20 protein-coding genes are annotated in these 22586 nt (G+C 68.8%); 4 read left to right on the top strand and 16 right to left on the bottom strand.

Annotated elements, in window-relative coordinates:
* The first annotated feature begins 17 nt into the window (after positions 1–17).
* Positions 18–710 (top strand): PAS and ANTAR domain-containing protein, encoded by a 693-nt coding sequence (locus A5787_RS17155; RefSeq protein WP_066969067.1) that lies wholly within the window; start codon positions 18–20, stop codon positions 708–710.
* Here the strand turns inward: A5787_RS17155 and A5787_RS17160 are convergent.
* Positions 700–2103 carry a wax ester/triacylglycerol synthase family O-acyltransferase gene (locus tag A5787_RS17160; protein WP_066969069.1) on the bottom strand — a complete coding sequence of 468 codons (1404 nt, stop codon included), beginning with the start codon at positions 2101–2103 and terminating at the stop codon, positions 700–702. The two genes, A5787_RS17155 and A5787_RS17160, sit on opposite strands and share 11 nt — an antisense overlap.
* Positions 2104–2213: 110 nt before the next feature.
* Between A5787_RS17160 and ppsA the strand changes: the two genes are divergently transcribed.
* Positions 2214–4610 carry a phosphoenolpyruvate synthase gene (gene ppsA / locus A5787_RS17165; protein WP_066969071.1) on the top strand — a complete coding sequence of 799 codons (2397 nt, stop codon included), beginning with the start codon at positions 2214–2216 and terminating at the stop codon, positions 4608–4610.
* Between the two features lie 93 nt (positions 4611–4703).
* Here ppsA and A5787_RS17170 read toward each other — a convergent pair whose 3' ends face one another.
* The 5 genes from A5787_RS17170 to A5787_RS17190 form a co-directional block, all read right to left on the bottom strand.
* A complete protein-coding gene (locus tag A5787_RS17170) occupies positions 4704–5585 on the bottom strand; it encodes a 3-oxoacyl-[acyl-carrier-protein] synthase III C-terminal domain-containing protein (protein ID WP_066969073.1) in 882 nt (293 codons plus the stop codon).
* Positions 5569–6672, bottom strand: coding sequence for a 3-oxoacyl-ACP synthase III family protein (locus A5787_RS17175; protein ID WP_066969124.1), 1104 nt, complete (start codon positions 6670–6672; stop codon positions 5569–5571). The genes A5787_RS17170 and A5787_RS17175 overlap by 17 nt, the downstream gene beginning before the upstream one ends.
* Before the next feature lie 34 nt (positions 6673–6706).
* Positions 6707–7693, bottom strand: a complete 987-nt coding sequence (locus A5787_RS17180; RefSeq protein ID WP_066969075.1) for an NAD(P)H nitroreductase — start codon at positions 7691–7693, stop codon at positions 6707–6709.
* A 94-nt stretch (positions 7694–7787) separates the two neighbouring features.
* On the bottom strand, positions 7788–9218 hold the full coding sequence (locus A5787_RS17185) for an AAA family ATPase (RefSeq protein WP_369829131.1): 1431 nt from the start codon (positions 9216–9218) through the stop codon (positions 7788–7790).
* Between the two features lie 93 nt (positions 9219–9311).
* Positions 9312–10199: a universal stress protein gene (locus tag A5787_RS17190; RefSeq protein WP_066969079.1), complete on the bottom strand. Its 888-nt coding sequence runs from the start codon at positions 10197–10199 to the stop codon at positions 9312–9314.
* Positions 10200–10368: 169 nt separating this feature from the next.
* Here A5787_RS17190 and otsB point away from each other — a divergent pair, with 169 nt between their 5' ends.
* Entirely contained in the window at positions 10369–13968 is a 3600-nt protein-coding gene (gene otsB, locus A5787_RS17195; RefSeq protein WP_369829132.1) for a trehalose-phosphatase, read from the top strand.
* A gap of 149 nt (positions 13969–14117) precedes the next feature.
* The gene (locus A5787_RS17200) at positions 14118–14927 is read left to right on the top strand and encodes a universal stress protein (RefSeq protein ID WP_066969083.1); all 810 of its coding nucleotides are present in this window, start codon (positions 14118–14120) and stop codon (positions 14925–14927) included.
* A gap of 5 nt (positions 14928–14932) precedes the next feature.
* On the opposite strand, the gene A5787_RS17205 is transcribed toward A5787_RS17200, so the two are convergent.
* The 10 genes from A5787_RS17205 to A5787_RS17245 form a co-directional block, all read right to left on the bottom strand.
* Positions 14933–15301 (bottom strand): STAS/SEC14 domain-containing protein, encoded by a 369-nt coding sequence (locus tag A5787_RS17205; RefSeq protein WP_066969085.1) that lies wholly within the window; start codon positions 15299–15301, stop codon positions 14933–14935.
* 9 nt (positions 15302–15310) lie between these two features.
* Positions 15311–16189, bottom strand: coding sequence for a universal stress protein (locus A5787_RS17210; protein ID WP_066969087.1), 879 nt, complete (start codon positions 16187–16189; stop codon positions 15311–15313).
* The gene (locus A5787_RS17215) at positions 16177–16725 is read right to left on the bottom strand and encodes a GNAT family N-acetyltransferase (RefSeq protein WP_066969089.1); all 549 of its coding nucleotides are present in this window, start codon (positions 16723–16725) and stop codon (positions 16177–16179) included. The genes A5787_RS17210 and A5787_RS17215 overlap by 13 nt, the downstream gene beginning before the upstream one ends.
* A gap of 83 nt (positions 16726–16808) precedes the next feature.
* Positions 16809–18461 carry a GAF domain-containing protein gene (locus tag A5787_RS17220; protein ID WP_066969125.1) on the bottom strand — a complete coding sequence of 551 codons (1653 nt, stop codon included), beginning with the start codon at positions 18459–18461 and terminating at the stop codon, positions 16809–16811.
* Between the two features lie 278 nt (positions 18462–18739).
* The gene (locus A5787_RS17225; RefSeq protein WP_066969091.1) at positions 18740–19402 is read right to left on the bottom strand and encodes a response regulator transcription factor; all 663 of its coding nucleotides are present in this window, start codon (positions 19400–19402) and stop codon (positions 18740–18742) included.
* An 83-nt stretch (positions 19403–19485) separates the two neighbouring features.
* Positions 19486–20298, bottom strand: coding sequence for a universal stress protein (locus tag A5787_RS17230; protein WP_066969093.1), 813 nt, complete (start codon positions 20296–20298; stop codon positions 19486–19488).
* A 10-nt stretch (positions 20299–20308) separates the two neighbouring features.
* On the bottom strand, positions 20309–21079 hold the full coding sequence (locus A5787_RS17235; protein ID WP_066969095.1) for a universal stress protein: 771 nt from the start codon (positions 21077–21079) through the stop codon (positions 20309–20311).
* A gap of 72 nt (positions 21080–21151) precedes the next feature.
* A complete protein-coding gene (locus A5787_RS17240; protein WP_066969127.1) occupies positions 21152–22144 on the bottom strand; it encodes a 1-phosphofructokinase family hexose kinase in 993 nt (330 codons plus the stop codon).
* Positions 22145–22146: 2 nt separating this feature from the next.
* Positions 22147–22299: a DUF1918 domain-containing protein gene (locus A5787_RS26800; RefSeq protein ID WP_156763986.1), complete on the bottom strand. Its 153-nt coding sequence runs from the start codon at positions 22297–22299 to the stop codon at positions 22147–22149.
* A gap of 17 nt (positions 22300–22316) precedes the next feature.
* Positions 22317–22586 (bottom strand): nitroreductase family protein (locus A5787_RS17245; protein ID WP_197507198.1); only part of this gene is annotated, 270 nt, incomplete at its 5' end.

The following is a 22586-nucleotide window of genomic DNA, read 5'->3' on the forward strand; positions in this document are numbered from 1 at the left end:
GGGAGGCGAGGTCCAAGATGAGTTGGCATTTAGACGGCCAGACACCGTACGTCGAACAGGCCTTGGCCGGCGGCGTGCCCCAACGGGTGGGATGGTTCCGGTTCTATTTCGCCGACCAGCGGTGGGAATGGTCCGAGGAGGTGCAGCGGATCCACGGCTACGAACCCGGTGGCGTCACCCCGACCACCGACCTGGTCCTCGCGCATAAACACCCCGACGACCGCGGACAGGTCGCGGCGACGATCGATCAGATCCTCAACACTCACGAGGCGTTCAGCACCCGCCACCGGATCATCGACACCGGTGGCCGGCTGCGCCACATTATCGTCGTCGGCGACCAACTCGTCGACGAGCATGGCGAAGTGATCGGGACGCACGGGTTCTACATCGACGTCACGCCCATCGCCGAGCGCGCGCAGGAGGATCTCGTCACCGCGCGGCTGGCCGAGATCAGCGAGCACCGCGCCAGCATCGAGCAGGCCAAGGGCATGCTGATGCTGATCTACAACATCGACGACGACGCCGCGTTCAACCTGCTGAAGTGGTTGTCCCAGGAGGCAAACGTCAAGCTGCGGCGGTTGGCCGAGCGGATCATCGAAGACTTTCAGGGTGCCGGGCCGGCCGTCGGCTCACGATCGCAGTTCGACCATCTCCTGCTGACCGCGCAGCGGCGCGTCCAGCGCTCCGACGAACGCCCGGTTACCGGGTAGCGGACGCGCGCGCGACCCTCGCCTGTTTGCGGCTGACCTTCACCAACCGTGCGACACCGTTCTCGATTCCCGCGGCGAGCGCCTCGATGTCGGGCGCCGTGTCGTAGTCGGCGGTGATGCCGAAGATGAAGGAGTCGGCGTAGCTGAGCATCGCGATGCCGGTGCGCAGCTGGAGCGCGATCGGGGGGACGGGCAGGATCTCCTGCACCCGCCGGCCCATCAGCGTCTGCTGCTTTCGCGGACCCGGGACGTTGGTCGCCAGCGCCACCACCGCCCGTTGGGGCAACCGCGCCAGCAAGCGAATTGCCCACGCGGTGAACGCAAACGGGACGTTCTTGGCCGCCGACACCAGCGCACTGCCCCCCTCGCGCTGACCGCTGGTCTTGGCCCGGGTGAGACGTTCGTGCACCAGGCGCAACTGCTCCACCGGGTCGGCCTCGTCGACCGGCAGTAACGGCAGCATCGCCGAGACCTGGTTGTCGGTCATGCCGAAGTGGTTGGTCGGGCGGACCGAAACGGGGACGAGCGTGCGCAGCGAGTTGCGGCCGGGCCGCTCCCCACGCTCGAGCAGCATTTTGCGGTAGCTGTCGGTGATGGCCGCCAGCGCCACGTCGTTGAGGGTCACGTCGAAGGCCCGTGCGACCCGCTGCAGGTCGCTCAGCCGGACGCGGGCCGCGCTGAAGCGCCGCATCGTGGTGACGGGCCCGCTCAGCGACGATTGCGGCGCGAGGCTGAACATGCTTGCCGTGAGTTCGGCCGCGCCAACCGCGACATGTTCGGCCGCCGCCGCCGCGGCGAGCGCGCTTCGCCCGATCCCGCTCACCCAGCTCAACGGGTTGAAGCCGGGCTTGGGCAGGCTCGACGCGGAACCGTCCGGTTGTTTGGCGGCGCGTATGTCGGTGGCGAAAGTGCCGCCGCTCTCACCCGCGTCGTCGCTGAACCGCGCCAGCAGCCGCGTCGTCGCGATGCCGTCGGCGATGCAGTGGTGGATCTTGGTCAACACGGCCCATCGGCCGCCGCTGAGCCCCTCGATGAGGTAGCACTCCCACAGCGGGCGCTCGCGGTCGAGCCGTCGCTCCATGACATTGGCGATCGCCTCGAACAGTTCCGCGTCCCCGCCGGGGTGCGGCAGTGCGAGGCGGTGCAGGTGGCGGGTGACGTCGAAGTGCGGGTCGTCCACCCATTCGGGTGCACCGAGATCGAGCGGGTGGGTCCGCAATACCTGCCTGCACCGCGGAACGGTCGGCGCGCGGTCGGCGAAGGCGGCGACGAACTCGTCGTAGCCGGGAGCGGGCCCCTCGATGATCGACACGCCGCCGACCGCCAGGCTCACGTGCGGATCGGCATCTTCGACTTCGAGGAAGGTGGCGTCGAAGGCGGTTAACTGCTCCATCCCGCTACTTTCCGCCCCCGCGCGGCCCCCGGGTCAGAGCCAGAAGTCCTCAACTTTCGGGGTCTAATGACGGCAGCGCGACGGCAAGGGCGGGCCATATCGTGAGGTTCATGAGCGGGTTCAACTACATTCGGTTCTTCGAAGAAATCGGCATCGACGACGTGCCGGTGGTCGGCGGCAAGAACGCCTCGCTCGGCGAGATGTACCAGAAGCTGTCGGGGCAGGGCATCCGCGTCCCACACGGGTTCGCCACCACGGCGCAGGCGTACCGGCACATCCTGGACCGCGCCGGCGCCTGGGATGCGCTGCACGCGGAGCTCGACGACCTGGACCCGGACGACGTCACCGCGTTGGCGCGCAAGGGCAAACGCGCCCGCGAGATCGTCTACGGCGCGGGGCTTCCCGACGACCTGGCCGCCGAGGTCGTGTCCGCGTACCGGATGATGCAGGACGAGTACGGCGAGGAGGTGAGCCTCGCGGTGCGCAGCTCGGCGACCGCCGAGGACCTGCCGACGGCCAGCTTCGCCGGCCAGCAGGAAACGTTCCTCAACATCAGGGGCACCGAAAGCCTGCTGGACGCGTGCCGGCGTTGTTTCGCCAGCCTGTTCACCGACCGGGCCATCCACTATCGCGTCGACCAGGGCTTCGACCATTTCAAGGTGTCGCTGTCGATCGGCATCATGAAGATGGTGCGCTCCGACCTCGCCTCGTCCGGGGTGATGTTCACCCTGGACACCGAATCCGGTTTCAACGACGTCGTTTTCATCACCGGCGCCTATGGCCTTGGCGAGAACGTGGTGCAGGGCGCCGTCGACCCCGACGAGTTCTACGTCCACAAGCCGACCTACCTGGCCGGCCACCGCGCGGTGCTGCGCCGGCTGGTCGGCGACAAGGCGGTGAAGATGGTCTTCGTCGAGGGCGGGACCAAGCACACGACGCGCAACATCCCCACCCCGAAGGCCGACCGGGCCCGTTTCTGCGTCACCGACTCCGATGTTTTGGAGCTGGCCGGGTATGCGTGCACCATCGAGCGGCACTACGGGCGGCCGATGGACATCGAGTGGGCGAAAGACGGTCTCGACGGGCAGCTCTACATCGTGCAGGCCCGCCCCGAAACGGCGGCTTCCCAGCGCAGCCTGACGACGGTGGAGAGCTACGTCCTGGAGGGCAGGGGCGAGGTCCTCACCGAAGGCCGTTCCGTCGGCGAGAAAGTCGCGTCGGGCGCGGCGAAACGAATCGATCACCCCGAGCATCTGTCGGACTTCCAGCCCGGCCAGGTGCTGGTCGCCGACATCACCACGCCGGACTGGGAGCCGGTGATGAAGATCGCCGCCGCGATAGTCACCAACCGCGGCGGGCGCACCTGCCACGCGGCGATCATCGCGCGCGAGCTGGGCATCCCGGCCGTGGTCGGCGCGGGCGACGCCACCACGAGCATCCCCAACGGCGAGGTCGTCACCGTGTCCTGCGTCGAGGGCGACACCGGGCGCGTCTACCGCGGCGAGGTCGGCTTCCACGTCGATCGCACCGAAGTGGCAGGCCTGCAGCGGCCCCGGACCCAGATCATGGTCAACCTCGGCAACCCCGATCTCGCGTTCAAGACGTCGTTCTTGCCGAATGACGGTGTGGGGCTGGCCCGGATGGAATTCATCGTCAGCGAGTACATCAAGGTCCACCCGATGGCCCTGCTGCACCCCGAAAAGGTCGGCGACGCCGAAGATCTCCGGGCGATCGAACGGCTCACCCGCGGTTACCCCGACGGGGGCGCCTTTTTCGTCGAGCGCCTCTCCGAGGGAATCGGCACGATCGCGGCCGCCTTCTGGCCGAAGCCCGTGGTCGTCCGGATGTCGGACTTCAAGAGCAACGAATACGCCAGCCTGCTGGGGGGCACCGCCTTCGAGCCCACGGAAAGCAACCCGATGATCGGCTTCCGCGGCGCCTCGCGCTACGCGCACCCGGCCTACGCCGAGGGCTTCGCGCTGGAATGCCGCGCGATGAAGCGGGTCCGCGAGGAGATGGGCCTGACGAACGTCATCATCATGCTCCCGTTCGTGCGCCGGGTGGCCGAGGCTGACCTGGTGCTGCGGACGATGGCCGACCTGGGCCTGCGGCGCGGCCACAACGGGCTCGAGGTCTACGCGATGTGCGAGATCCCGAACAACGTGATCCTGCTGGATCAGTTCGCCCAGCGCTTCGACGGCTTTTCCATCGGTTCCAACGACCTGACCCAGCTGACCCTCGGCGTCGACCGCGACAGCGAGATCGTGGCTTTCGACTACGACGAACGCGACGATGGCGTCAAGGAAATGATTCGCCTGGCGGTGGAAGGCTGCCGCCGCAACGGAATCCACTCGGGGCTGTGCGGGCAGGCGCCTTCGGATTACCCGGACATGGCCGAGTTCCTGGTCCGCGCCGGCATCGACTCGATCAGCCTGAACCCCGATGTGGTGGTGAAGACCACCCGCCAGATTCTCGAGCTGGAGCGCCAAGCGGTGCCGCTGCGATGAATACGCGTGGTAGCGCAGGTGCTACCGCAAATGGGAATCACCTTATGGTCGGCCCGCGGTACTCGAGCGGCCTGATGTGAGCGGCCGATGTGATCAGTGAATCCGCGGCGGCTGACGATACAGGGCGGCGCCTGCGGTGATGCCCGCGCCGGCGGCGACGAACAGGACCCGCGCGCCCGCCGGGAGGCTGCCGGCCTCCGGCTCGAACGCGGCCGCCAGTGCGGCGGTGTGCATGCGCTGATCTGCTGCGACGCAGACCTTTTCGACCGGGACCCCGAGCGCGTCGCTCAGCGCGGCGCGATACCCGGGCCGGGCCGGGGCGGCGACGATCAGGTCGATATCCGCCGGCTCGACGGATTGCGCGGCCAGGCAGGCCCGCGCCGCCGTCGCGGCCGCCGCGGCGAATCGCTCGTCCATCCCCTCCGACTGATCGAACCGCAGCACGTTGCGCGCATCGGCGAATCCCACTGTGGCCGAGAAAGCCTCGGGTTCGTCGGTGTTCACCCAGGACACCCGGCTCAGGCCGTAGTCGTCGTCGGTCCAGCGGCACAGCAACGCCGCACCGGCGGCCGAGAACGGAAAGTGCTCGCTCATCCCGTGACCGGGGTTTGCGTCGCTGGCCACGACCAGCGCGCGGTGGACGCTGTGCGTTCGCAAGAACCCGTCGACGATGTGCAGTGCGGTCAAGATTCCGCAGGCTCCGTTGGCGATGTCGAACGAAAAGGTGCCGTGCGCTCCGGCGTGCGGATCCTCGGGATTGGCCCCGATGTCGTCCTGGATCAGCGCGGCCAGCGCCGGCTCGCCCAGGTTGCGGTCGCGGTAGATCCCGGCGTTGACAACCAGATCCAGCTCGTCGGGGTCACATCCGGCCCGATGCAGGCAGTCCTTCGCGGCGCCCACCGCGAGGTGCAGCGCGCTGTGCCGGCCCCGCAACCGCGAGTGCGCGAGGTCGACTCGATCAATGACGGTGCCCATAGCGGTTCACCAAATCCTCATCCAGGGTCAGCAAGACCACGCCGATCTCCAATCCCGAGGCCAGCGCGAGCAGCGCGACCGTTTCTCCCGGCTCGATGCGCCCCGCCTCGAGTTCCTCGACGAGGGCCACCGTGTGCGTCGTCGACGCCGTGTTGCCGTACCGGTCGACGGTGATCACGGCGTCGTGACGGGGGCTGTCGCCGAACGCCTCCGACATGCGAACCATTCCCTTGCGGATGGCGCGCGCGGAGGTCTGGTGGGTGATCACGTGGTCGATGTCGTGGATCGAAATGCCAACGGCATCAAGAACTTCGCTCAGCAGCAGCGGCGTGTCGGCGATCGCGGCCTTCTGGATGGCGCGGGAGTTGGTGAACATCCGCGCGCCCGGGTCGTGGCCCTCCGGGTAGGCCAGGCAGAGCCGGCTGTAGTCGGCCACCGTGGTGAAGCCGGCGAGGCTGATCCCCGCGGAGCCCACGGGCGCCCGCTCGAGCAGCAGCGCCGCACCGGCGTCACCGAGGGTGAGGCAGGCGAGTTCCTTGCTCATGATGTTGCGAATGTGGCGGGCCGCGTTGTGGCTGAGCTGCGAGATGTACTCCCCGCTGACGACCAGCCCCCGCTCGACGATCCCCTGCCGGATCCAGTTGTTCAAAATGGTTACCCCGGTGAGCATCCCGGCGCAGGCATTCGACACGTCGAAGGTCATCGCCTGCGGCGCCCCGATCGCGCGGGCCACGGCGCCGCTCATCGTCGGCTCCAGCCATTGGGTGAGGCCGTCGCGGAATTTCGTGATGCTGCAGCTGATCACCACGTCAAGCGCGGCCGGATCCTGCTGCGCCTTGGCCAGGCAGTTCAGCGCGGCCGAGGTGGCCAGGCTGTAGGAATCCTCGTCGCCCACCGAGACGCGGCGCTCGCGGATCCCGGTCAACCGTTCCAGATCGATGTGGGTGCGGTGCCGAGTGGTCGCCATCAATTCGTCTGTGGTGAGCCGAGTTTCGGGCAGCTGCCGACCGGCACCGGCCACCCGGGCGACGAACGGAGCGGGAACGCCCTCTCCGGCGGTCTCCATCACCAGCCAGTGCCGAGTCATCGGCGCCACCTCCTTGTTCGTTGCGGGCCGCGCGTCATGAGCGAAACTCGAGGACCTCGGTCACCAGGCGGCGGGCGGTGGATTCGACATGGCCGCCCAGCGTCGAGGTGCCGACCCGGATCAGCAGCTGGGGCGTTCCCGCGGTCCCGGTGAGCTGCCTGATGGTGTCGCGGCTCATGGCCAGTTCGGTCATGTGGGTCAGGGTGCAGGTGGCCAGGCCGGCCACGGTGCACTCGAGCAACACCGCCGACAGCGCCTCGCCGCAGCGCAGCACGTCGAGCCTGGCGTCGCCGTCGGGGGTCGAAAGCACAACGATCTGGGAGCGGTCGTGGTCGACGCCCGTTCGGTGCGGGTCCTCGCCCGCCGGGGGAAAGGCGCGGGCGACGTCCACCGCGGCGGCCTCCGAACCGGACACCAGCGCGCTGTCGGGCACATGGGTGGCATCCGACTCGAATGGCGACGTCCACCAGCGCAGCTCGGACACGTAGGACGTGTCGTAACGACGTAGCCGCTCGGTGAGCTCAGACGCCTCCGCCAGGGCCGGTCGGGCGTCGTCTGCCACCACGTCCAGCGTCACGTCGTAGGGAAGAACCGCTTGGCGCAGCGCCGGCTCCACGGACGCCCACGCTGCCGGAGCGGCGAACGGCAACCGATCGGTACGGCGCCGGCGGATCGCGGCGGCACGCTGCCGCTGCGCCTCCGTCACGGCGTCGCTCGGCCGGAATCCGACGGTGGCGAGCAGATCCGGTTCGGACGGATCGGGAAGGCGGGCGGTCGCGGAGGTCCAGCCGGCGGCGGCCATGGCGACCCTGAGGTGGTCGAGCACGGCGCCGCAACTCACGATCAATTCGCGGCCCGTTCGGTCGGTCGCGTGCATCATCCGGCGGGGGTCGGCCCACAGCTGCAGGCCCCCGCCCTGGACGACCCACCGCCAGGGCTGGCTGTTGTGCAGCGACGGCGCCCGGCTCGCCAACATGACCGCGTCACGGATGACCTCGGACTCCGGCGCCTTCATCAGCATGTCAACCACCCCAATCGGCTCTCATTCGACACTAGGAAGTGGGTTCGCCGTCCTGACAGGGCCGTTGGTCCCGAACGACCGGGGCGTTCGGCTCCTAGGAGCAGCGCCAGGCGCCGAGGGCCTGGCGCGCCGAGTCCTCGGGGGACCCCGAGGTGTCGATCCGGTGCGCGGTGTCCCAATCGGCTTGCTGGGCGGCGATGGCGGCCGCGATCTCCGGGGTCACCTCGGAGGTGCCCGGTGCCCGGGTGGTGATCCGGCCGGCCGCCGTGTCGGTCGCAGCGGCGCACCTGAGTTCCACCGTCGCCGAGTGCGTTTCCGCGGCGAGCCGACGGGCCCGGGCGCGCAGCTGCGGATCCCGCCAGGTGCCGTCGAGGATCACCGATTGCCCCTCCCCCAGCTGCGGGCGCGCCCGCTCCAGGGCGGCCTCGTAGACGGTCGCGACGTTGCCGGGGTGGTACAGCCCCTCGTTCAGCACGCCGGCGTCCCCGCTGATCGCGCCCGAATCGCGCAACTCCCGCCGCACGTCGTCGGTGGAGATCACTTGCGCCCCAGTCTGTTCGGCGAGCGCCCGGGCGACGGTGGACTTGCCGGTGCCCGGATTGCCGCCGACGAGCGCCAGGCGCACGCGGCCGGTTTCCAGGTGCTCGACGGCGATGGCGAGATGCCGGGCGGCATCCCCGGCGGCCTGCGGCTTGCCCTGTGACAGCCGCACGCAGTCGACCTTCGCCCGCACGCCGGCGCGGTAGGCGATGTAGAAGTGCGCCAGCGCCGGCGGGACGGCGCGCGCCGAGTGCGCGGCGTAGCGCTCGAGGAAATGCTGGCCAAGGTCTTTGCGGCCCAGGAACTCCAGATCCATCGCGAGGAAGGCGGCGTCGTCGACGCAGTCGACGTAGCGGAGTTTGTCGTCGAACTCCAGGCAGTCCAGCAGCGCGGGTTTGCCCCCCACGCTGAAGATGTCGTCGGCGAGCAGATCACCATGACCGTCGACGATGAGCCCTTCTGCGAGGCGCCGCCCGAACAGGGGCCCACGGCCCGCGGTGAATTCGGCGGCGAGGTGCCGCACGCGCGACAGGGACTCGGGCGGCAGCGTGCCCGCGTAGCGGTCGAGTTCGGCCAGGTTGTCCCGCCAGCGCCGGTCGACGGCGCCGGCCTCGCCCTCGGCGCTGATCGCCGGGCCCCGCTCGGCGCCCTGGTGAAACCGCGCCAACACGGCGGCGATGGCGTCCAGCAAGTCCCGGACGGGCTCCCCCGCACCGCTCGCCGCGATGGACGCCAGCCGATCCTCGTCGCGGTAGCGACGCATGACGACGATCGGTTCGGCCGGCCCCCCGGCCGGGTCGCTGAGGTGCGCGAGGCCGAGGTAGCTGTCGGGAGACAGCCGGCTGTTCAGTTCGAGTTCCCGCCGGCACGCGCGCTCGCGCTGCTCGGCCGTGCGAAAGTCGAGAAAGTCCGTCAGCACCGGCTTCTTCGCCTTGAAAGCCCGGTCGCCGGCCAGCACGACCATGCCGGTGTGAGTTTCATGCACATCGATGTACGGCACCGCAGTGTTGGTCACCGACCCAGCGTCCGTCGCCGTGGACGTCCGTGCCAAGTCCTGGGCCAAGTCCTGGGCCAAGTCCTAGTACGGCCGCGCCACGATCACCGGCATCCGGACCGAGTGCACGACCGCGTTGCTGACGGAACCGAGCAACGTCCGGGCGATGCCGCCCCTGCCGTGGCTGCCCACGACGACCAACTGCGCGGACTCCGATTTTTCGATCAGCTGGCGCGCCGGCCGATCGCACACGAGGAGTCGCTGCACCGTGACGTCGGGGTAGCGTTCCTGCCAGCCGGCCAGGCTTTCGGCGAGGCTGCGCTCGGCCTCGGCCTTCACGACGGCCCAATCGAATCCCGGGAGTTCGAGCACCTGGACGTCACTCCACGCGTGCAACGCGTGCAGCTCGACGCCGCGGCGAGATGCCTCGTCGAAGGCGATGGCCGTCGCGCACTCGGAGGCCGGCGACCCGTCCAACCCCAGGAGCACGGGAGCTTGCTGGGGGTGCGGCATCAACGGGTCTTCGTCCCGGATGACGGCGACCGGACACTTCGCGTGTTGCACCAGGCCCGAGCTGACCGAACCCAGCAACGCCCGCCCCACCGCCCCGCGCCCGTTGCTGCCGACGACGACCATCTCGGCCTCTTCGGACAACTCCACCAGCGTCGGCACCGCTGGCGAACACTTCAGTTCGCTGGTGATCTCGATTTTCTGGTCGCCCTTGACGGCATCCTCGGCGATCTTGACCGCCTGCTCGAGGGCCTGCTGGCCGTCCTGCTGCTGCCATACGGTGACCCCGGCCGGAAGCGGTATCTGGGGGAACGTCGGCACGTACGTGCTGTACGTATGAACCATCTTCAGCGGGACGTTCCGCATCGCCGCATCCCGGGCCGCCCAGCAGACGGCGGCGCTGGAGGCGGGCGATCCGTCGACCCCGACGACGATGCCGTGGCGGTTCGTGGGTGTGGACATTGTTGCTCCCTCAGTCAATGAAAACGCTATTGGCCGAACGGTCGTCGATCATGAGGCTTTAGTCCCCAAACCCGTGGACATCAGGCCCCGTTGACCGGGTCCGCAAAGTGGCATCGTCACAGGGGTGACCGAATGGGCCGCGACCGTCGACCGGCGCTACCACGACGCGGTGATCGTCAGCCTGGACTGTCTGGTCACCGAGACCGCCCAGCCGCGGGATTCGACCGTCCCGCTGCTGCGTCGGCTGCGGGACGTCGGCGTCCGGGCGGCCGCGTACTCGCCGGGCCGGGACTGCGCGCAGGCGTTGCGCACCGCGGGAATCGACGACCTCGTGGGGGCCGCGGCCGACGGCCTGACCGAGACGGCGAGCCGCCTGGGGGTGCGGCCGGTGCGTTGCGCGGTCATCGACCGCCACCCGGCCGGCGTCAAGGCCGGCAGGGAGTCCGGCTTCGGCCTCGTCATCGGATTCGAACGAGACGGATGCGCCGACGAGCTGCTGGCGTGCGGTGCCGACACCGTGGTCGCCGACCTGGCCGAAATCACGGTGCGGCGCGGCGGCGCGCCCATGTCGAAGATCGCCGACGCGGTGCAGGCCTACGGTCAAGTGAAAGAACTCGCGGCGAGCCGGCGGCCGGTGGTCTTCCTCGCCTTCGACGGCACGTTGACCGACAGCGTCGAGCACCCGAACTCGGCGACACTGGTCGAGGGAGCCGAAGAGGCGTTGCGCGCCTTGGCCGCTCAGTGTCCCGTCGTGGTGGTCAGCGGCCGCGACGTCGCCGACGTCCGCCAGCGGGTCAAGGTCGACGGGGTGTGGTACGCGGGCAACCACGGCTTCGAATTGACGGCGCCGGACGGCACCGACCAGGAGTATCCGGCCGGCGGCGCCGCCGGGGCCCTGGCCCGCGCCGCGGACCGCCTGAGCCGGACGCTGAACGATGTCCCCGGAATCACATTGGAACGCAAGCGCTTGGCGGTCGCGGTGCACTATCGCGACGCCAATGCCAACGACGTCGACCGGGTGATCCTGGCGGCCCGTGAACTCGGCCGCTCCGAGGGCCTCCGGGTCACCGCCTGCCGCAAAGTCATCGAGCTCCGCCCCGACATCGAGGGCGACGAGGGCACCACCCTCGGTTGGCTCCTTCAACGCATAACGGGCAGCGACGACGCCGACCCCACCGCCGTGCTGCCGATCTACATCGGCGACGACATCACCGACGAGGATGCCTTCGACGCCGTCCAATTCCACGGCGTGGGCATCGTGGTGCGCCACGACGAGGACGGCGATCGCTCGTCGGCGGCGCAGTTCAGCCTCGAAAGCCCTTCCGCCGTAGCCGAGTTCGTCCGTCGGCTCGCCGGCGACCTGGAGCCCGCCACGCCGGCAACCGACGAGGCCTGGGAGCTCGTGTACGAGGGCTATGACCCGCAGTACGAGCGGCTCCGCGAAGCGCTGTGCACCGTCGGCAACGGCTACGTCGCCACCAGGGGTTGCGCGCCGGAGGCGGCCGCGTCCGACGCCCACTACCCGGGCACCTATGCCACCGGCGTGTACAACATACTGGCCGATCGGGTAGCGGGCCGGACCATCGAGAACGAGAGCCTGGTCAACCTGCCCAACTGGCTGTCGCTGACATTCCGGATCAACGACGGGCCGTGGTTTCACGTCGACGAAGCCGAAATCCTTTCCTACCGGCAGATATTCGATTTGCGGCATGCGACGCTGACCCGCAGCCTGCGCTTCCGGGACGGCGCGGGCCGGATCACCACGCTGACGCAGCAGCGTTTCGCGTCCATGCACCAGCCCCACCTGCTGGCCATGCGAGCCACCCTTGGCGCCGAAAACTGGTCGGGCACAGTCCAGTTCAGGTCTCTGCTGGACGGCGGCGTGCAGAACACCATGGTCGAGCGCTACCGGTCCTTGTCCAGCGCTCACCTCACCCCGTCCGTGATCGGCGAAACGACGTCCGGCTCGGTGATATTGCGAACCGAGACGTCGCAGTCGCGCATCTCGATCGCGGTCGCGGCCCGCACCAGCGTGTGGTGCGAGGATGCCCTGGCCGACGCCGAATACGTTTTCGCGCGGGAGGGGGACCGCGGCGGCCACGATATCCGGGTCGAGTTGTCGGCCGGACAGTCGGTCACCTGCGAGAAAATCGCGACCGTCTTCACCGGCCGGGACAGCGCGATATCCGAACCGGCAAGCGCCGCACAGCAATATCTCGACGCGGCCGGCCGGTATGCCGACCTGCACCAGCAGCACGCCCGGGCGTGGGCGCGGTTGTGGGAACAATGCAACGTCGGCCTTGCCGACGGCACGCCGGCGCTGCGGGTCCTGCGGCTGCATTTGGTGCACCTGCTGCAGACGATCTCGCCGCACACCGCCGAACTCGACGCCGGGGTCCCGGCGCGCGGACTGCACGGCGAGGCGTACCGCGGCCATGTCTTCTGGGACTCGCTGTTCGTGTCCCCGGTCCTGAGCCTGCGCATGCCGAACGTGTCCCGGTCGCTGCTGCTCTATCGGTACCGGCGCCTTCCCGAGGCGCGCCGCGCCGCCGGCAGGGCCGGTTATCTCGGCGCGATGTACCCCTGGCAGTCGGGCAGCGACGGGCGTGAGGTGAGCCAGGAAGTGCACCTCAACCCGCAGTCCGGCCGGTGGAACCCGGACGCCAGCGCGCGGGCCCATCACGTCGGCCTCGCCGTCGCATACAACGCGTGGCAGCACTACCAGGTGACCGGTGACCGGCAGTATCTCATCGACTACGGCGCCGAGATGCTGGTCGAGATCGCGCGGTTCTGGGTGGGCCTGGCCACCTTCGATGACAGCCGCGGCCGCTACACGATCCGGGGGGTCATCGGCCCCGACGAGTTTCATTCGGGCTACCCGGGCAAGGAATACGACGGGATAGACAACAACGCCTACACCAACGTCATGGCGGTCTGGGTGGTCATGCGCGCGATGGAAGCGCTGGACCGCCTACCCCTGCGCGACCGGCTCGACCTGGTCGGGAAGGTCGACCTGACGGCCGACGAGCTGGACCGGTGGAATCACGTGACACGGCGGATGTTCGTGCCCTTCCACGACGATGTGATCAGCCAGTTCGAGGGTTACTCGGAACTGGACGAACTGGATTGGGAGAGCTACCGGCAGCGCTACGGCAACATCCAGCGGCTCGATCGGATCCTGGAGGCCGAGAACGACAGCGTGAACAACTACAAGGCGTCCAAGCAGGCCGACGTGCTGATGCTGTTCTTCCTGCTGTCGTCCGAGGAGCTGCTGGGACTGTTCGGGCGGCTCGGCTACCGCTTCGCGCCCGAGCAGATTCCGAGGACGATCGAGTACTACCTGTCGCGGACGTCGGGTGGATCGACGCTGTCCGCGATCGTCCATTCGTGGGTGCTCACCCGCGCCCACCGGCACCACGCCATGCGGTACTTCGTTCAGGTGTTGAGTTCCGACGTGGTCGACATCCAGGGCGGCACCACCTCGGAGGGCATCCACCTGGCGGCGATGGCGGGCAGCGTCGATCTGCTGCAGCGGTGCTTCACCGGGCTGGAAACGCGCGACGACCGGCTGGTGCTCGGCCCCCACTGGCCGGAAGCGCTCGGCCCCATCGAGTTCCCCTTCGTCTACCGCGGTCACCGCGTGCATCTGCGGATCAGCGGGCGGACCGGCGTGCTGACGTCCGAGGCCGGCAACACCGGAGCGGTCACGGTCGAATGCCGCGGCCGGGTGCAGAGCCTCTTGCCCGGCCACAGCATCGAGGTCACCTGAGCCGCGATGGACGGCCTCGAAATGGACAAACGCCCCGAAATGGGGGTCCAACGGCCCTGCTGGGGAGCCGTGGTCGGCCAATAACGTCTTCGAAATAGCGGTTTCCCGGGACTGTCTCGGTGGGGCGGCCACGCAGATCGGGAGGAACCATGAACCATCCGCAGGCACCGGCGCGGGTCGTCGTCGGCATCGACGGCTCGCAGGCAGCGATCAACGCGGCGAAGTGGGCGATCACCGAAGCGATCAGCCGCGACGTCCCGCTGCGGCTGATCCATGCCGTCCCCGACGGGCCCGCCGATGAAACGGGCGACGAGGGCATGGAGGTCGGGTACGCCCAGGCGTGCCTGCGCGACGCCGACGCCGCGCTGCAGGCGACGGGCAAGCCGGTCACGGTCGAATGCGACATCGTGCGCGGTTCGCCGGAGGGCATCCTGGTCGACGAGTCACGAAGGGCGGCCATGATTTGCGTGGGATCCGTGGGGATCTCCCGCATCGCCCGCAAGCTCCTCGGCTCGACGGCCGACGCCATAGCCCGCAAGGCGCAATGTCCGGTGACGGTCGTTCGCGTCAACGGCCACAAGGGCGACCCCGGGTGGGTCGCCGTCGTCGTCGACGATTCGCCGTCCAACGACGCGGTGCTCGAGCACGGCTTCCGCGAGGCGCGGCTGCGCCGGGCACCGATCCTGGCGCTGGGAGTGTGGCGGTGGGGCCTGGGCGAGATCCCCTACCGCCAGCTGGAGCATCGGCTGGGCCCGTGGGTGTCGCGGTATCCCGAGGTTCATGTCATGCCGGCCGCCGCGCGGCGCGGACCCGCCGAATTCCTGGCCCACACGCAGGAATCCGTGCAACTCACGGTGGTGGGCAGCGAGGACGCCGACAAGCTGGCCCGAATGGTCGGCTCGACCGGTCCACACTTGTCTGGCCACGCCGGGTGTTCGGTGCTGGTAGTACGGGACTGACCGGCTTAGCCGGCGGCCCATTCCTTGGCGCGGTCGAGCTCGTCGAGCCCGAACACGGCGAGCTCGCCGGGGATCATCCACGCCACGGCGTGCAGGACACGGCCGACCCAGTCCTTGTCGGAGACGATCGCGATCCGCTTGAAGGCCGAGTGGTGCGAGAACACCATGCCGAGCCCCAGCTTGATGTCCTCGGCGAAGCCGCCGGGCCCGAAGCCCTCGTAATCGGGGGCGATGACCTCCACGATCCTGATTTCGCCGGTGTTCAGCATCCCTTCGATCTCGGGCTTGACGTGGCGCAGCTCGTCACCGCGCAGCCGGCCCGACACACGGACGCCGGTCACCCCCTCCGGCATGTCCGGCAGTAGCTCGATCATCGCGTCCTCCTATCGAACAACAATCACGGGAACTTTCGCCGATTGCGCCACGGCCGAACTCACCGACCCGAGCAGCATCCCGGGAAAACCCCCACGACCGCGGCTGCCGACCACGACGAGTTGGGCGCGTTCGGACTCCTCGAGCAGCCACTGGGATGGCTTGTCGCAGAACAACAATCGCTCGACCTGCACATCGGGATACCGTTCTTGCCAGCCGGCCAGGCATTCGGCGAGGATCTCCCGCCCCTCGCGCTCGCGGTCGCGCCAGTCCATTCCGAGGACGGGGAACACTCCGACGTCGCTCCACACGTGCAGCGCGCGCAGCCTCACCCCGCGGCGCGAGGCCTCGTCGAAGGCCAAGGCGGTCGCGGCTTCCGACGCGGGTGATCCGTCGACGCCCAGGAGAACCGGTGCGTTGGTGTCAAGCGCGGCACCTTCGCTGGAGTGGATGACCGCGACGGGGCAATGCGCGTAGTGGATTAGTCCCATGGTGACCGAGCCCAGCAACAGCCGGCCCAATGCACCCAGGCCCTGCCCGCCGGCGACGATCACCCAGGCGTCCTTCGAGGCCTCCACCAACGCCGGCACCACGCCGGAATAGACCACCTCCGTGCGTGTTTCGGGTGGCTCCGCCCCGCTCAGGCCAGCGCTCAGCGTCTTGCGCGCCTGATCGATGACGTGCTGCGCGTCGTCGTGCTGCCACTCGGGCATGTCGGCATACAGTTGACCCTCCGGCCAGCCGACGACCACCGGTTGCACGGCGTGCATCAACGTGATCGGCAGCTTGCGCATGATGGCCTCGCGGGTGCCCCAGGCGACGGCGGCGTCGGACGCCGACGATCCGTCGACGCACACCAGCACCCCGAATTTCTTTGTCATGTTGGACATTTCGCATCCTCGTCGCTGAAATCGGGCAGCTCGATCTCCAGGTGACGCACCGATCCGTAATCAGCCGGCTCGCAACGCCAGCCCAGATCGAACACGACCATCAGCATCAGGTGATTCTCGCCCAGGACGTCGGCGACGAAACGCCCGATTCCGTGAACCCGGGCGACCCGGGCGAGATGCTTCAGCAAGGCCGTTCCCACGCCGACCGAATGATCTTCATGGGCGACCACGATGGCGAACTCCGCGGCTTTCGGCGCCTCGCGGACGACGACGTAGTGGGCCACACCGATCAGCCGGCCGGCGTCGAACGCGCCGATGGCGCACAACCCGTCGGGGGGCTCGGTCAGCTTGCCGACGAGTTCGGCCAGCTCCACCGGCTGCAGCGTGAAAAAGCGAAAGTACCGGTCATGGTCGGAGAGGTGCTGGTGCAGCGCGAGGACGGCCGCGGCGTCATCGGCGCCGAGCCGGCGCAACGACACGATCCGCCCGTCGAGCAGGGGAGCCGTACCCGCGAACTCCACCGCCTGGTCGCCCATGATGCACGACGTTATTCGGGGCCGGGGCGGTTCGGCAGGGGCCGTTGGACCCCAGCCCGGCGGATTTGGTCCCCCAGCGCCGGCTAGTGATCGGTGAGCGGGGCGACCCAATGGACCCGGGTGCCACCTTCCGGCGGATTGCTGATCTCGCAGCCGCCGCCGAGCCGCTCGGCGCGGCGTTTCATGTTGGCCAGGCCGCTGTGGCGCGTGTTACCGGCGGGGATGCCGCAGCCGTTGTCGCTCACGTCGAGGACGAACATGTCGGCGACGTCCACCTCGACGGTCAGCCGCGTCGCGCCGGAGTGGCGCAGGGCGTTGCTGACGGCTTCCGCGGTGACCGCTTCGGCCTGCTCGGCGAGCCCACCGCCCACGGCGGTCATCGGACCGTGCAGGCGCATCGTCGTGCTGATCTCGCGATTTTCGGTCAGGTCGGCGACCACCTGCTGAATCCGCTGCCGGAAGTCGCCATTGTTTCCCAACGGCGATTTGAGCTGGAAGATCGTCGAACGGATCTCCTCGATGATGGTCTGCAGGTCGTCGAGGGTGCGGTTGAGCCGCTCGGCCACCTCCGGCGAACGCGCCCGGGCCAGCGTGCCCTGCAGGTCCATCCCGGCGGCGAACAGCCGCTGGATGACGTGGTCGTGCAAATCGTGCGCGATGCGCTCGCGCTCGGCGAGGATGGTCAGCTGGCGCGAGTCGTCCCGGGCAGACGCCAGGACCAGGGCCATCGCGGCGTGGGTGGCGAAGTCGCTCACCAGGTCGAGGTAGCTCTCGTCGAACGGCGGCTGGTGGGCGGCGCGGGCGATCGCGATCACCCCCGCGACCCGATCGTCGGCGCGCAGCGGCATCAGGATGGCGGGCCGCTGCCCGACGTCGGTGAAGGCCTGGATCGGGTACCGCAGCGACTCAGTGATCAGCGGTTGGCCGGAACGGAAAACCTCCCCGCTGCTGGACCCGTCCACCGGGACCTGCCGGCCCATGACCTCGTCGGCGTGCACGCCTACCGCGGCGGACACCACGAGCGTGTCGGTTTCGTCGTCCGGCACGTCCGCGTCGGCGGGGACCAGCACGATCGCCTGTTCGGCGTCGGTCAGGATCCGGGCGCTTTCGGCGATTAGCTGCATCGGACGCCGGAGCGGCTGGGCGCTGGACAGCAGGGCGGTGGTGATCTCGCGGCTGGCCTCCATCCATTTCACCGACAACCGCTCGCGCTCGAAGAGCTGCGCGTTGTCAATGGTGGCCGCGGCCGCGAACGCCAGCGCCCGGGCGGCGACCTCGTCGGACTCGGAGAACACCCGCTCGGGGTCGACGTGGGTCAGATAGATGTTGCCGAACACGATGCCGCGGATGGTGATCGGCACCGCGAGGAAGGCCCGCATGGGCGGGTGGTGCTCGGGAAACCCGACGGCGGCCGGGTGCGCGGTCATATCCTCCACGCGCAGGGCCGGCGTGTTGAGCAGTGACAGGCTCAACAGCCCCTTGCCAAACGGCAGATGCCCGATGCGTTTGACGGTCTGGGCGTCCATCCCCTCGTGGATGAACCTGAGCAGATTGCCCTCGGGATCCCGGATGGCCAGCGCGCCGTAGGGGGCGCCGGTCAGCTCCCTGGCCGAGGCGATGATCCGGTGCAACGTCGCGTCGAGGTCGCCGACGTCGCCACCGATCTCCACGAATACCCGGAGCAGCTGCTCCATCTGGTCGCGGGCCGCCAGCAACTCGTCGAGCTGGGCATGCATCCTGCCGACCAGCCCTCGTTGGCCGAGCCCGGCAAGAGCTGAGCCGGTTTCGTCGCTGTCGGCCACCCGACTCGATACCTCCACGACGACACCTTCGCTAACGCGGGGGCCTGCGTTCTCGCAAGTCAAGTCCCCAGTGCGCAACGCGAGGTGCCTGTTGAGGAGCTTAGTCTCGATTCGGCAAGCACCCAACCGATGCGAGCCGGCGTCGGCCGACGCGTAAGCGGTGCCGGCAGCAAACGCCGGGCGGGCGGAAAGCGCTATGCCCGCGCTGCCGATTAGCTCGTCGGCTCCTCCGTGGGCCGGCCGGTCCGCTGATCCAGCTTGGAGGCGAACACCGCCGCCTGCGTTCGCCGCTCCATTCCCAGTTTGGCCAGCAAACGCGAGACGTAGTTCTTCACAGTCTTCTCGGCGAGGAACATCCGGGCGGCGATCTGCCTGTTGGTCAAACCTTCGCTGAGCAGCCCGAGCAGCGTTCGCTCCTGTTCGGTGAGGCCGGACAACGGGTCTTCCCGTTCCGCAGAGCCGCGCAGCTTTGCCATCAACGCCGCGGCGGCCCGGTTGTCCAGCAGAGATTTACCGGCCCCGACCTCCTTGATCGCGTGGGCCAGCTCCATGCCTTTGATGTCCTTGACGACGTAGCCGCTGGCTCCGGCCAGAATTGCCTCGAGCATCGCCTCATCGGAGGTGAATGACGTCAGCATCAGGCAGCGCAGGTCCGGAATGTCGGACACCAGGTCGCGGCACAATTCGATGCCATTCCCGTCGGGCAGACGCACGTCAAGCACCGCAACGTCGGGACGCAGCGCCGGAATTCTCGCTTTGGCCTCCGACACGGAACCGGCTTCGCCGACGATTTCCAGCTCGGGATCGGATGCGAGCAGGTCGGCGAGGCCGCGCCGAACCACTTCGTGGTCATCGACGAGGAAGACCTTGACCATGAGGGATTCTTTCTGCCGGGCGTGCGAGGCAACGGTTATGAAGCCATCGACTCAATATCCCATAGTTTCAGCGTCGCCCGCGGTTACAGGTGTTGCTGATTGACGATCAGCACCGAGCAGTCGGTGCCCTGGAGCACGGCGCTGCCGGCCGGGCCGACGAGCTCCCGGACATGCTGACCGTTTCGGGCACCGACAACGACCAACCCGACGGACCTTCGGTGGTAAGTCAGGTATTCGAGCAGCCCGCCATGCACGGCCACCGATTCCACCCGCAGGTCCGGATAGCGCCGCTTCCACCGGGCCAGCCGGCGGTCCAGGTCGGCGAGCGCCCGGTGGTCGCCCTCGGCCTGCCATTCCGGCGCGGGTCGGCGGCAGATGATCGCCCGCATGGCGGCGTTGCGCAGCCTGGCCTCCTCGATGGCGGCGCCCAGCAGGACACCGTTGTCGGGGGACCCGTCCAGCTCGACGACGATCGAATCCGCGGCGGGGTGGTCGTCGCGGGCGCGGACGATCGCGACGGGGCACCGCGCCGATATCGCCAATGCGGCCGCGACTGAGCCCACCCGGCCGGGCCGGAAGTGGCGCAATCCGACCGCGCCGACACACATCATGGCCGCCGACGCCGACGCGCCGACCAAGGATCCGATCGCCGGGCCCCGCGCGACCTCGGTTTCGATGGTGACGGGCTTGTGCGTGGCTTCAATTGCCTTGACGGCGCGGCGAATTCCCGTTTCCGCGGCGACCCCCCGCGTGTCCGGCTGCTCGGCCGCGTAAAACAGACGCAGCGGCGCGTCGCGGCTCACCGCCTCGTCGACGGCCCAGAGCGCCGCCCGCATCGCAGCGTTCGAGCCGTCGACGCCGACCACGATCGATCGCGGGGTGGCCAATTCGTTCATCGACGTGGCTTCAGTGGCGGACCACGAGCACGGAACAGTCGGGGTAACCCACGATCGGATGGCAGTTCGGGGTGGCCAGTCCGGCGATCTCGGCGGCGTCGGCGCTGCCCACCACCGCTAATTCGATGGCGTTGCTGTGCTTCTCGCCGGTTTTCACCCCGGTGCCCGCGGCGACGGTCTGGACGTGCACGTCCGGGTAACGCCGGACCCAACTGTTCAGTCGCCGATCGATCTGGCGGACGGTGGCGTGGCGGCGCCGGCCCTGTTCCATGGCCTGGTGCACGACTTCGTCGTTGTCCGGCTCGTCGTTGAGCACCACGGCGATCACCCCGAGCTCGGTCGGGGTCCCGTCGGGACTGGTGCGGATGATCGCGACCGGGCACTGCGCATCGGCCACCAGCGCGGTGGCCGTCGGCCCGAGCAACCCGTCGGTCGCCCATCCCCGCCTCGAGGTCCCCACGCAGATCAGCGCGGCGTCGTGTGATTCCTCGATCAGGACCTGCCCGGGATCGCCCGAGAGGACGGCCGTGTCGACCTCGACCGGCTTCTTCTCGCGCTGCACGGCGCACTCCGCTTGCGACAGTGCCGTTTCGGCGCGCTCGAGCTCCCACTCGGAAATGGGAGGCGAGCCGGATTCCGCCGCCCGGCGAGGGATGACGTAGACGAGGCGCAGCGGCAGCTGCCGGCTCAACGCCTCGTCGATCGTCCACTTGGCGGCGTTGACCGCGGCCGGTGAACCGTTGATGCCCACGACCACCGACTTTGCGTCCAGCTGGTTCATGTCGGCTCCTGACTAATTCCACGCGATATCAGGCTATTGCGCCGCCGCTCGTCCGACAGGAGTCGTTAGGCCTTATCTGGGAAGCCGTTCGTCAGTAGGGATGTCGCACGGTTCGCCGGTGGCCGCGAAGAGCTTCTCCACGTCGGCGCGACCGCAGGCGGCCGTTCCCGGCGTCATCAGCATTGCCGCGCCCGCGGCGATGCCCAGCCGAACGGCTTTGACCAACGGCCAGCCGCGACAGAGTCCCACCGCGATCGCGGCGACCATCGCGTCGCCGGCCCCCACGCCGCTGCCGCCCGGCATCGGAACCGCCGAAAAGCGCTGGCTGCCATGCCGTGTGGCGAGCAGCGCACCGTGCGAGCCCAAGGACACCAGCACCACTTCCGCACGGCCGCTGTCGACGAGTTCATGGGCGGCGCCGAGTTGCTCGGCTTCGGTTTCCAGCGGGCGCCCGACGCATTCCCGCAGCTCTCGCACGCTCGCTTTGAGCAGGAATACCCCGGAGGAGACGTGCTGCAGCCCGCCGCCGGAGGTGTCCAGGATGAGTCGGACGCCCAGTTGCCGGCACATGTCGGCGACCCGCTGGTAGAAGTCGGCGGTGACGCCCGGCGGCAGGCTGCCGCTGGCCACCACGAACTCGGCCGACTTGGCCGCCGTCCGCAGTTGCTCGAGGCAGTGCGCCTGTTCGCGCAGGGTCAGTTGCGGCCCCGGCAGGACGAACCGGTACTGCTGGCTACTAGTGCTCTCGGTGACGGTGAAACTCTCCCGGGTGGCCGCGGCGACCGGAACCTGCCAGAACGGGACGCCCTCGTCGCCGAGCAGCTTCGCGATCAGGCCACCGGTCGATCCGCCCGCGGGGAAAACCGCCAACACCGACCCGCCGAGCACGTAGGCGATGTGCGCGACGTTGATGCCGCCGCCCCCCGGGTCGTAACGGGTGGCCGCGCAGCGCAATTTGTCCGTGGGGCGCACGACGTCGACGCTGGTCGTGATGTCGAGCGCCGGGTTCATGGTCAACGTGACGATTTGCGGCCTGGTCGCAGGCGGCGGTGCTGGCGTCTGCATGATCACTCCGGTGTCGTCGGGCTGTCGATGCGTGGATAGTCGCCGCGGGCCCGATCTGTGGTGGCCGCCTGCACCTCGGTGATCAGCCCGCGCAGGTCGCGACGCCCGATCGTGCCGCGCTTGATCACCAGCCGATCCCCGACTTTGGCCTTCATCACCGACACACTTCCTTTCACCGGCGAATCTCCAACACATCCGTCAACGGCCGCCGCGGGGTCGGGTTGGGAGCCGACTCGCCCTCGGGCCCGACGCCGACCCGGATCAGGACTTGGGGAACCGCCGCGCGACGGCCCGTGAGATCGGAGATGATGTCACGGCTGGACACCAGCTCCGTCAGGTGCGTGACCGGGCACGTCGCCAGACCGGCCATCGTGCACTCCAGCAGGATCGCCGACAGCGCCGCGCCGCAATTCAGGGCGTCGGCCCGGGTATCCCCCGGTGT

The sequence above is a fragment of the Mycobacterium sp. 852002-50816_SCH5313054-b genome, assembly GCF_001667185.1.
GTDB lineage: Bacteria > Actinomycetota > Actinomycetes > Mycobacteriales > Mycobacteriaceae > Mycobacterium.

What these genes read in the sequence shown, in the direction of transcription:
- A5787_RS17175 (WP_066969124.1), bottom strand. Translation starts at nt 6,672, where the DNA reads ATGACTCGGCACTGGCTGGTGATGGAGACCGCCGGAGAGGGCGTTCCC.
- A5787_RS17240 (WP_066969127.1), bottom strand. Translation starts at nt 22,144, where the DNA reads ATGCAGACGCCAGCACCGCCGCCTGCGACCAGGCCGCAAATCGTCACG.
- A5787_RS17220 (WP_066969125.1), bottom strand. Translation starts at nt 18,461, where the DNA reads ATGCATGCCCAGCTCGACGAGTTGCTGGCGGCCCGCGACCAGATGGAG.
- A5787_RS26800 (WP_156763986.1), bottom strand. Translation starts at nt 22,299, where the DNA reads ATGAAGGCCAAAGTCGGGGATCGGCTGGTGATCAAGCGCGGCACGATC.
- A5787_RS17235 (WP_066969095.1), bottom strand. Translation starts at nt 21,079, where the DNA reads ATGAACCAGCTGGACGCAAAGTCGGTGGTCGTGGGCATCAACGGTTCA.
- A5787_RS17190 (WP_066969079.1), bottom strand. Translation starts at nt 10,199, where the DNA reads ATGTCCACACCCACGAACCGCCACGGCATCGTCGTCGGGGTCGACGGA.
- A5787_RS17180 (WP_066969075.1), bottom strand. Translation starts at nt 7,693, where the DNA reads ATGCTGATGAAGGCGCCGGAGTCCGAGGTCATCCGTGACGCGGTCATG.
- A5787_RS17170 (WP_066969073.1), bottom strand. Translation starts at nt 5,585, where the DNA reads ATGGGCACCGTCATTGATCGAGTCGACCTCGCGCACTCGCGGTTGCGG.
- A5787_RS17215 (WP_066969089.1), bottom strand. Translation starts at nt 16,725, where the DNA reads ATGGGCGACCAGGCGGTGGAGTTCGCGGGTACGGCTCCCCTGCTCGAC.
- A5787_RS17225 (WP_066969091.1), bottom strand. Translation starts at nt 19,402, where the DNA reads ATGGTCAAGGTCTTCCTCGTCGATGACCACGAAGTGGTTCGGCGCGGC.
- A5787_RS17205 (WP_066969085.1), bottom strand. Translation starts at nt 15,301, where the DNA reads ATGATCGAGCTACTGCCGGACATGCCGGAGGGGGTGACCGGCGTCCGT.
- A5787_RS17210 (WP_066969087.1), bottom strand. Translation starts at nt 16,189, where the DNA reads ATGTCCAACATGACAAAGAAATTCGGGGTGCTGGTGTGCGTCGACGGA.
- A5787_RS17230 (WP_066969093.1), bottom strand. Translation starts at nt 20,298, where the DNA reads ATGAACGAATTGGCCACCCCGCGATCGATCGTGGTCGGCGTCGACGGC.
- ppsA (WP_066969071.1), top strand. Translation starts at nt 2,214, where the DNA reads ATGAGCGGGTTCAACTACATTCGGTTCTTCGAAGAAATCGGCATCGAC.
- A5787_RS17200 (WP_066969083.1), top strand. Translation starts at nt 14,118, where the DNA reads ATGAACCATCCGCAGGCACCGGCGCGGGTCGTCGTCGGCATCGACGGC.
- A5787_RS17160 (WP_066969069.1), bottom strand. Translation starts at nt 2,103, where the DNA reads ATGGAGCAGTTAACCGCCTTCGACGCCACCTTCCTCGAAGTCGAAGAT.
- A5787_RS17155 (WP_066969067.1), top strand. Translation starts at nt 18, where the DNA reads ATGAGTTGGCATTTAGACGGCCAGACACCGTACGTCGAACAGGCCTTG.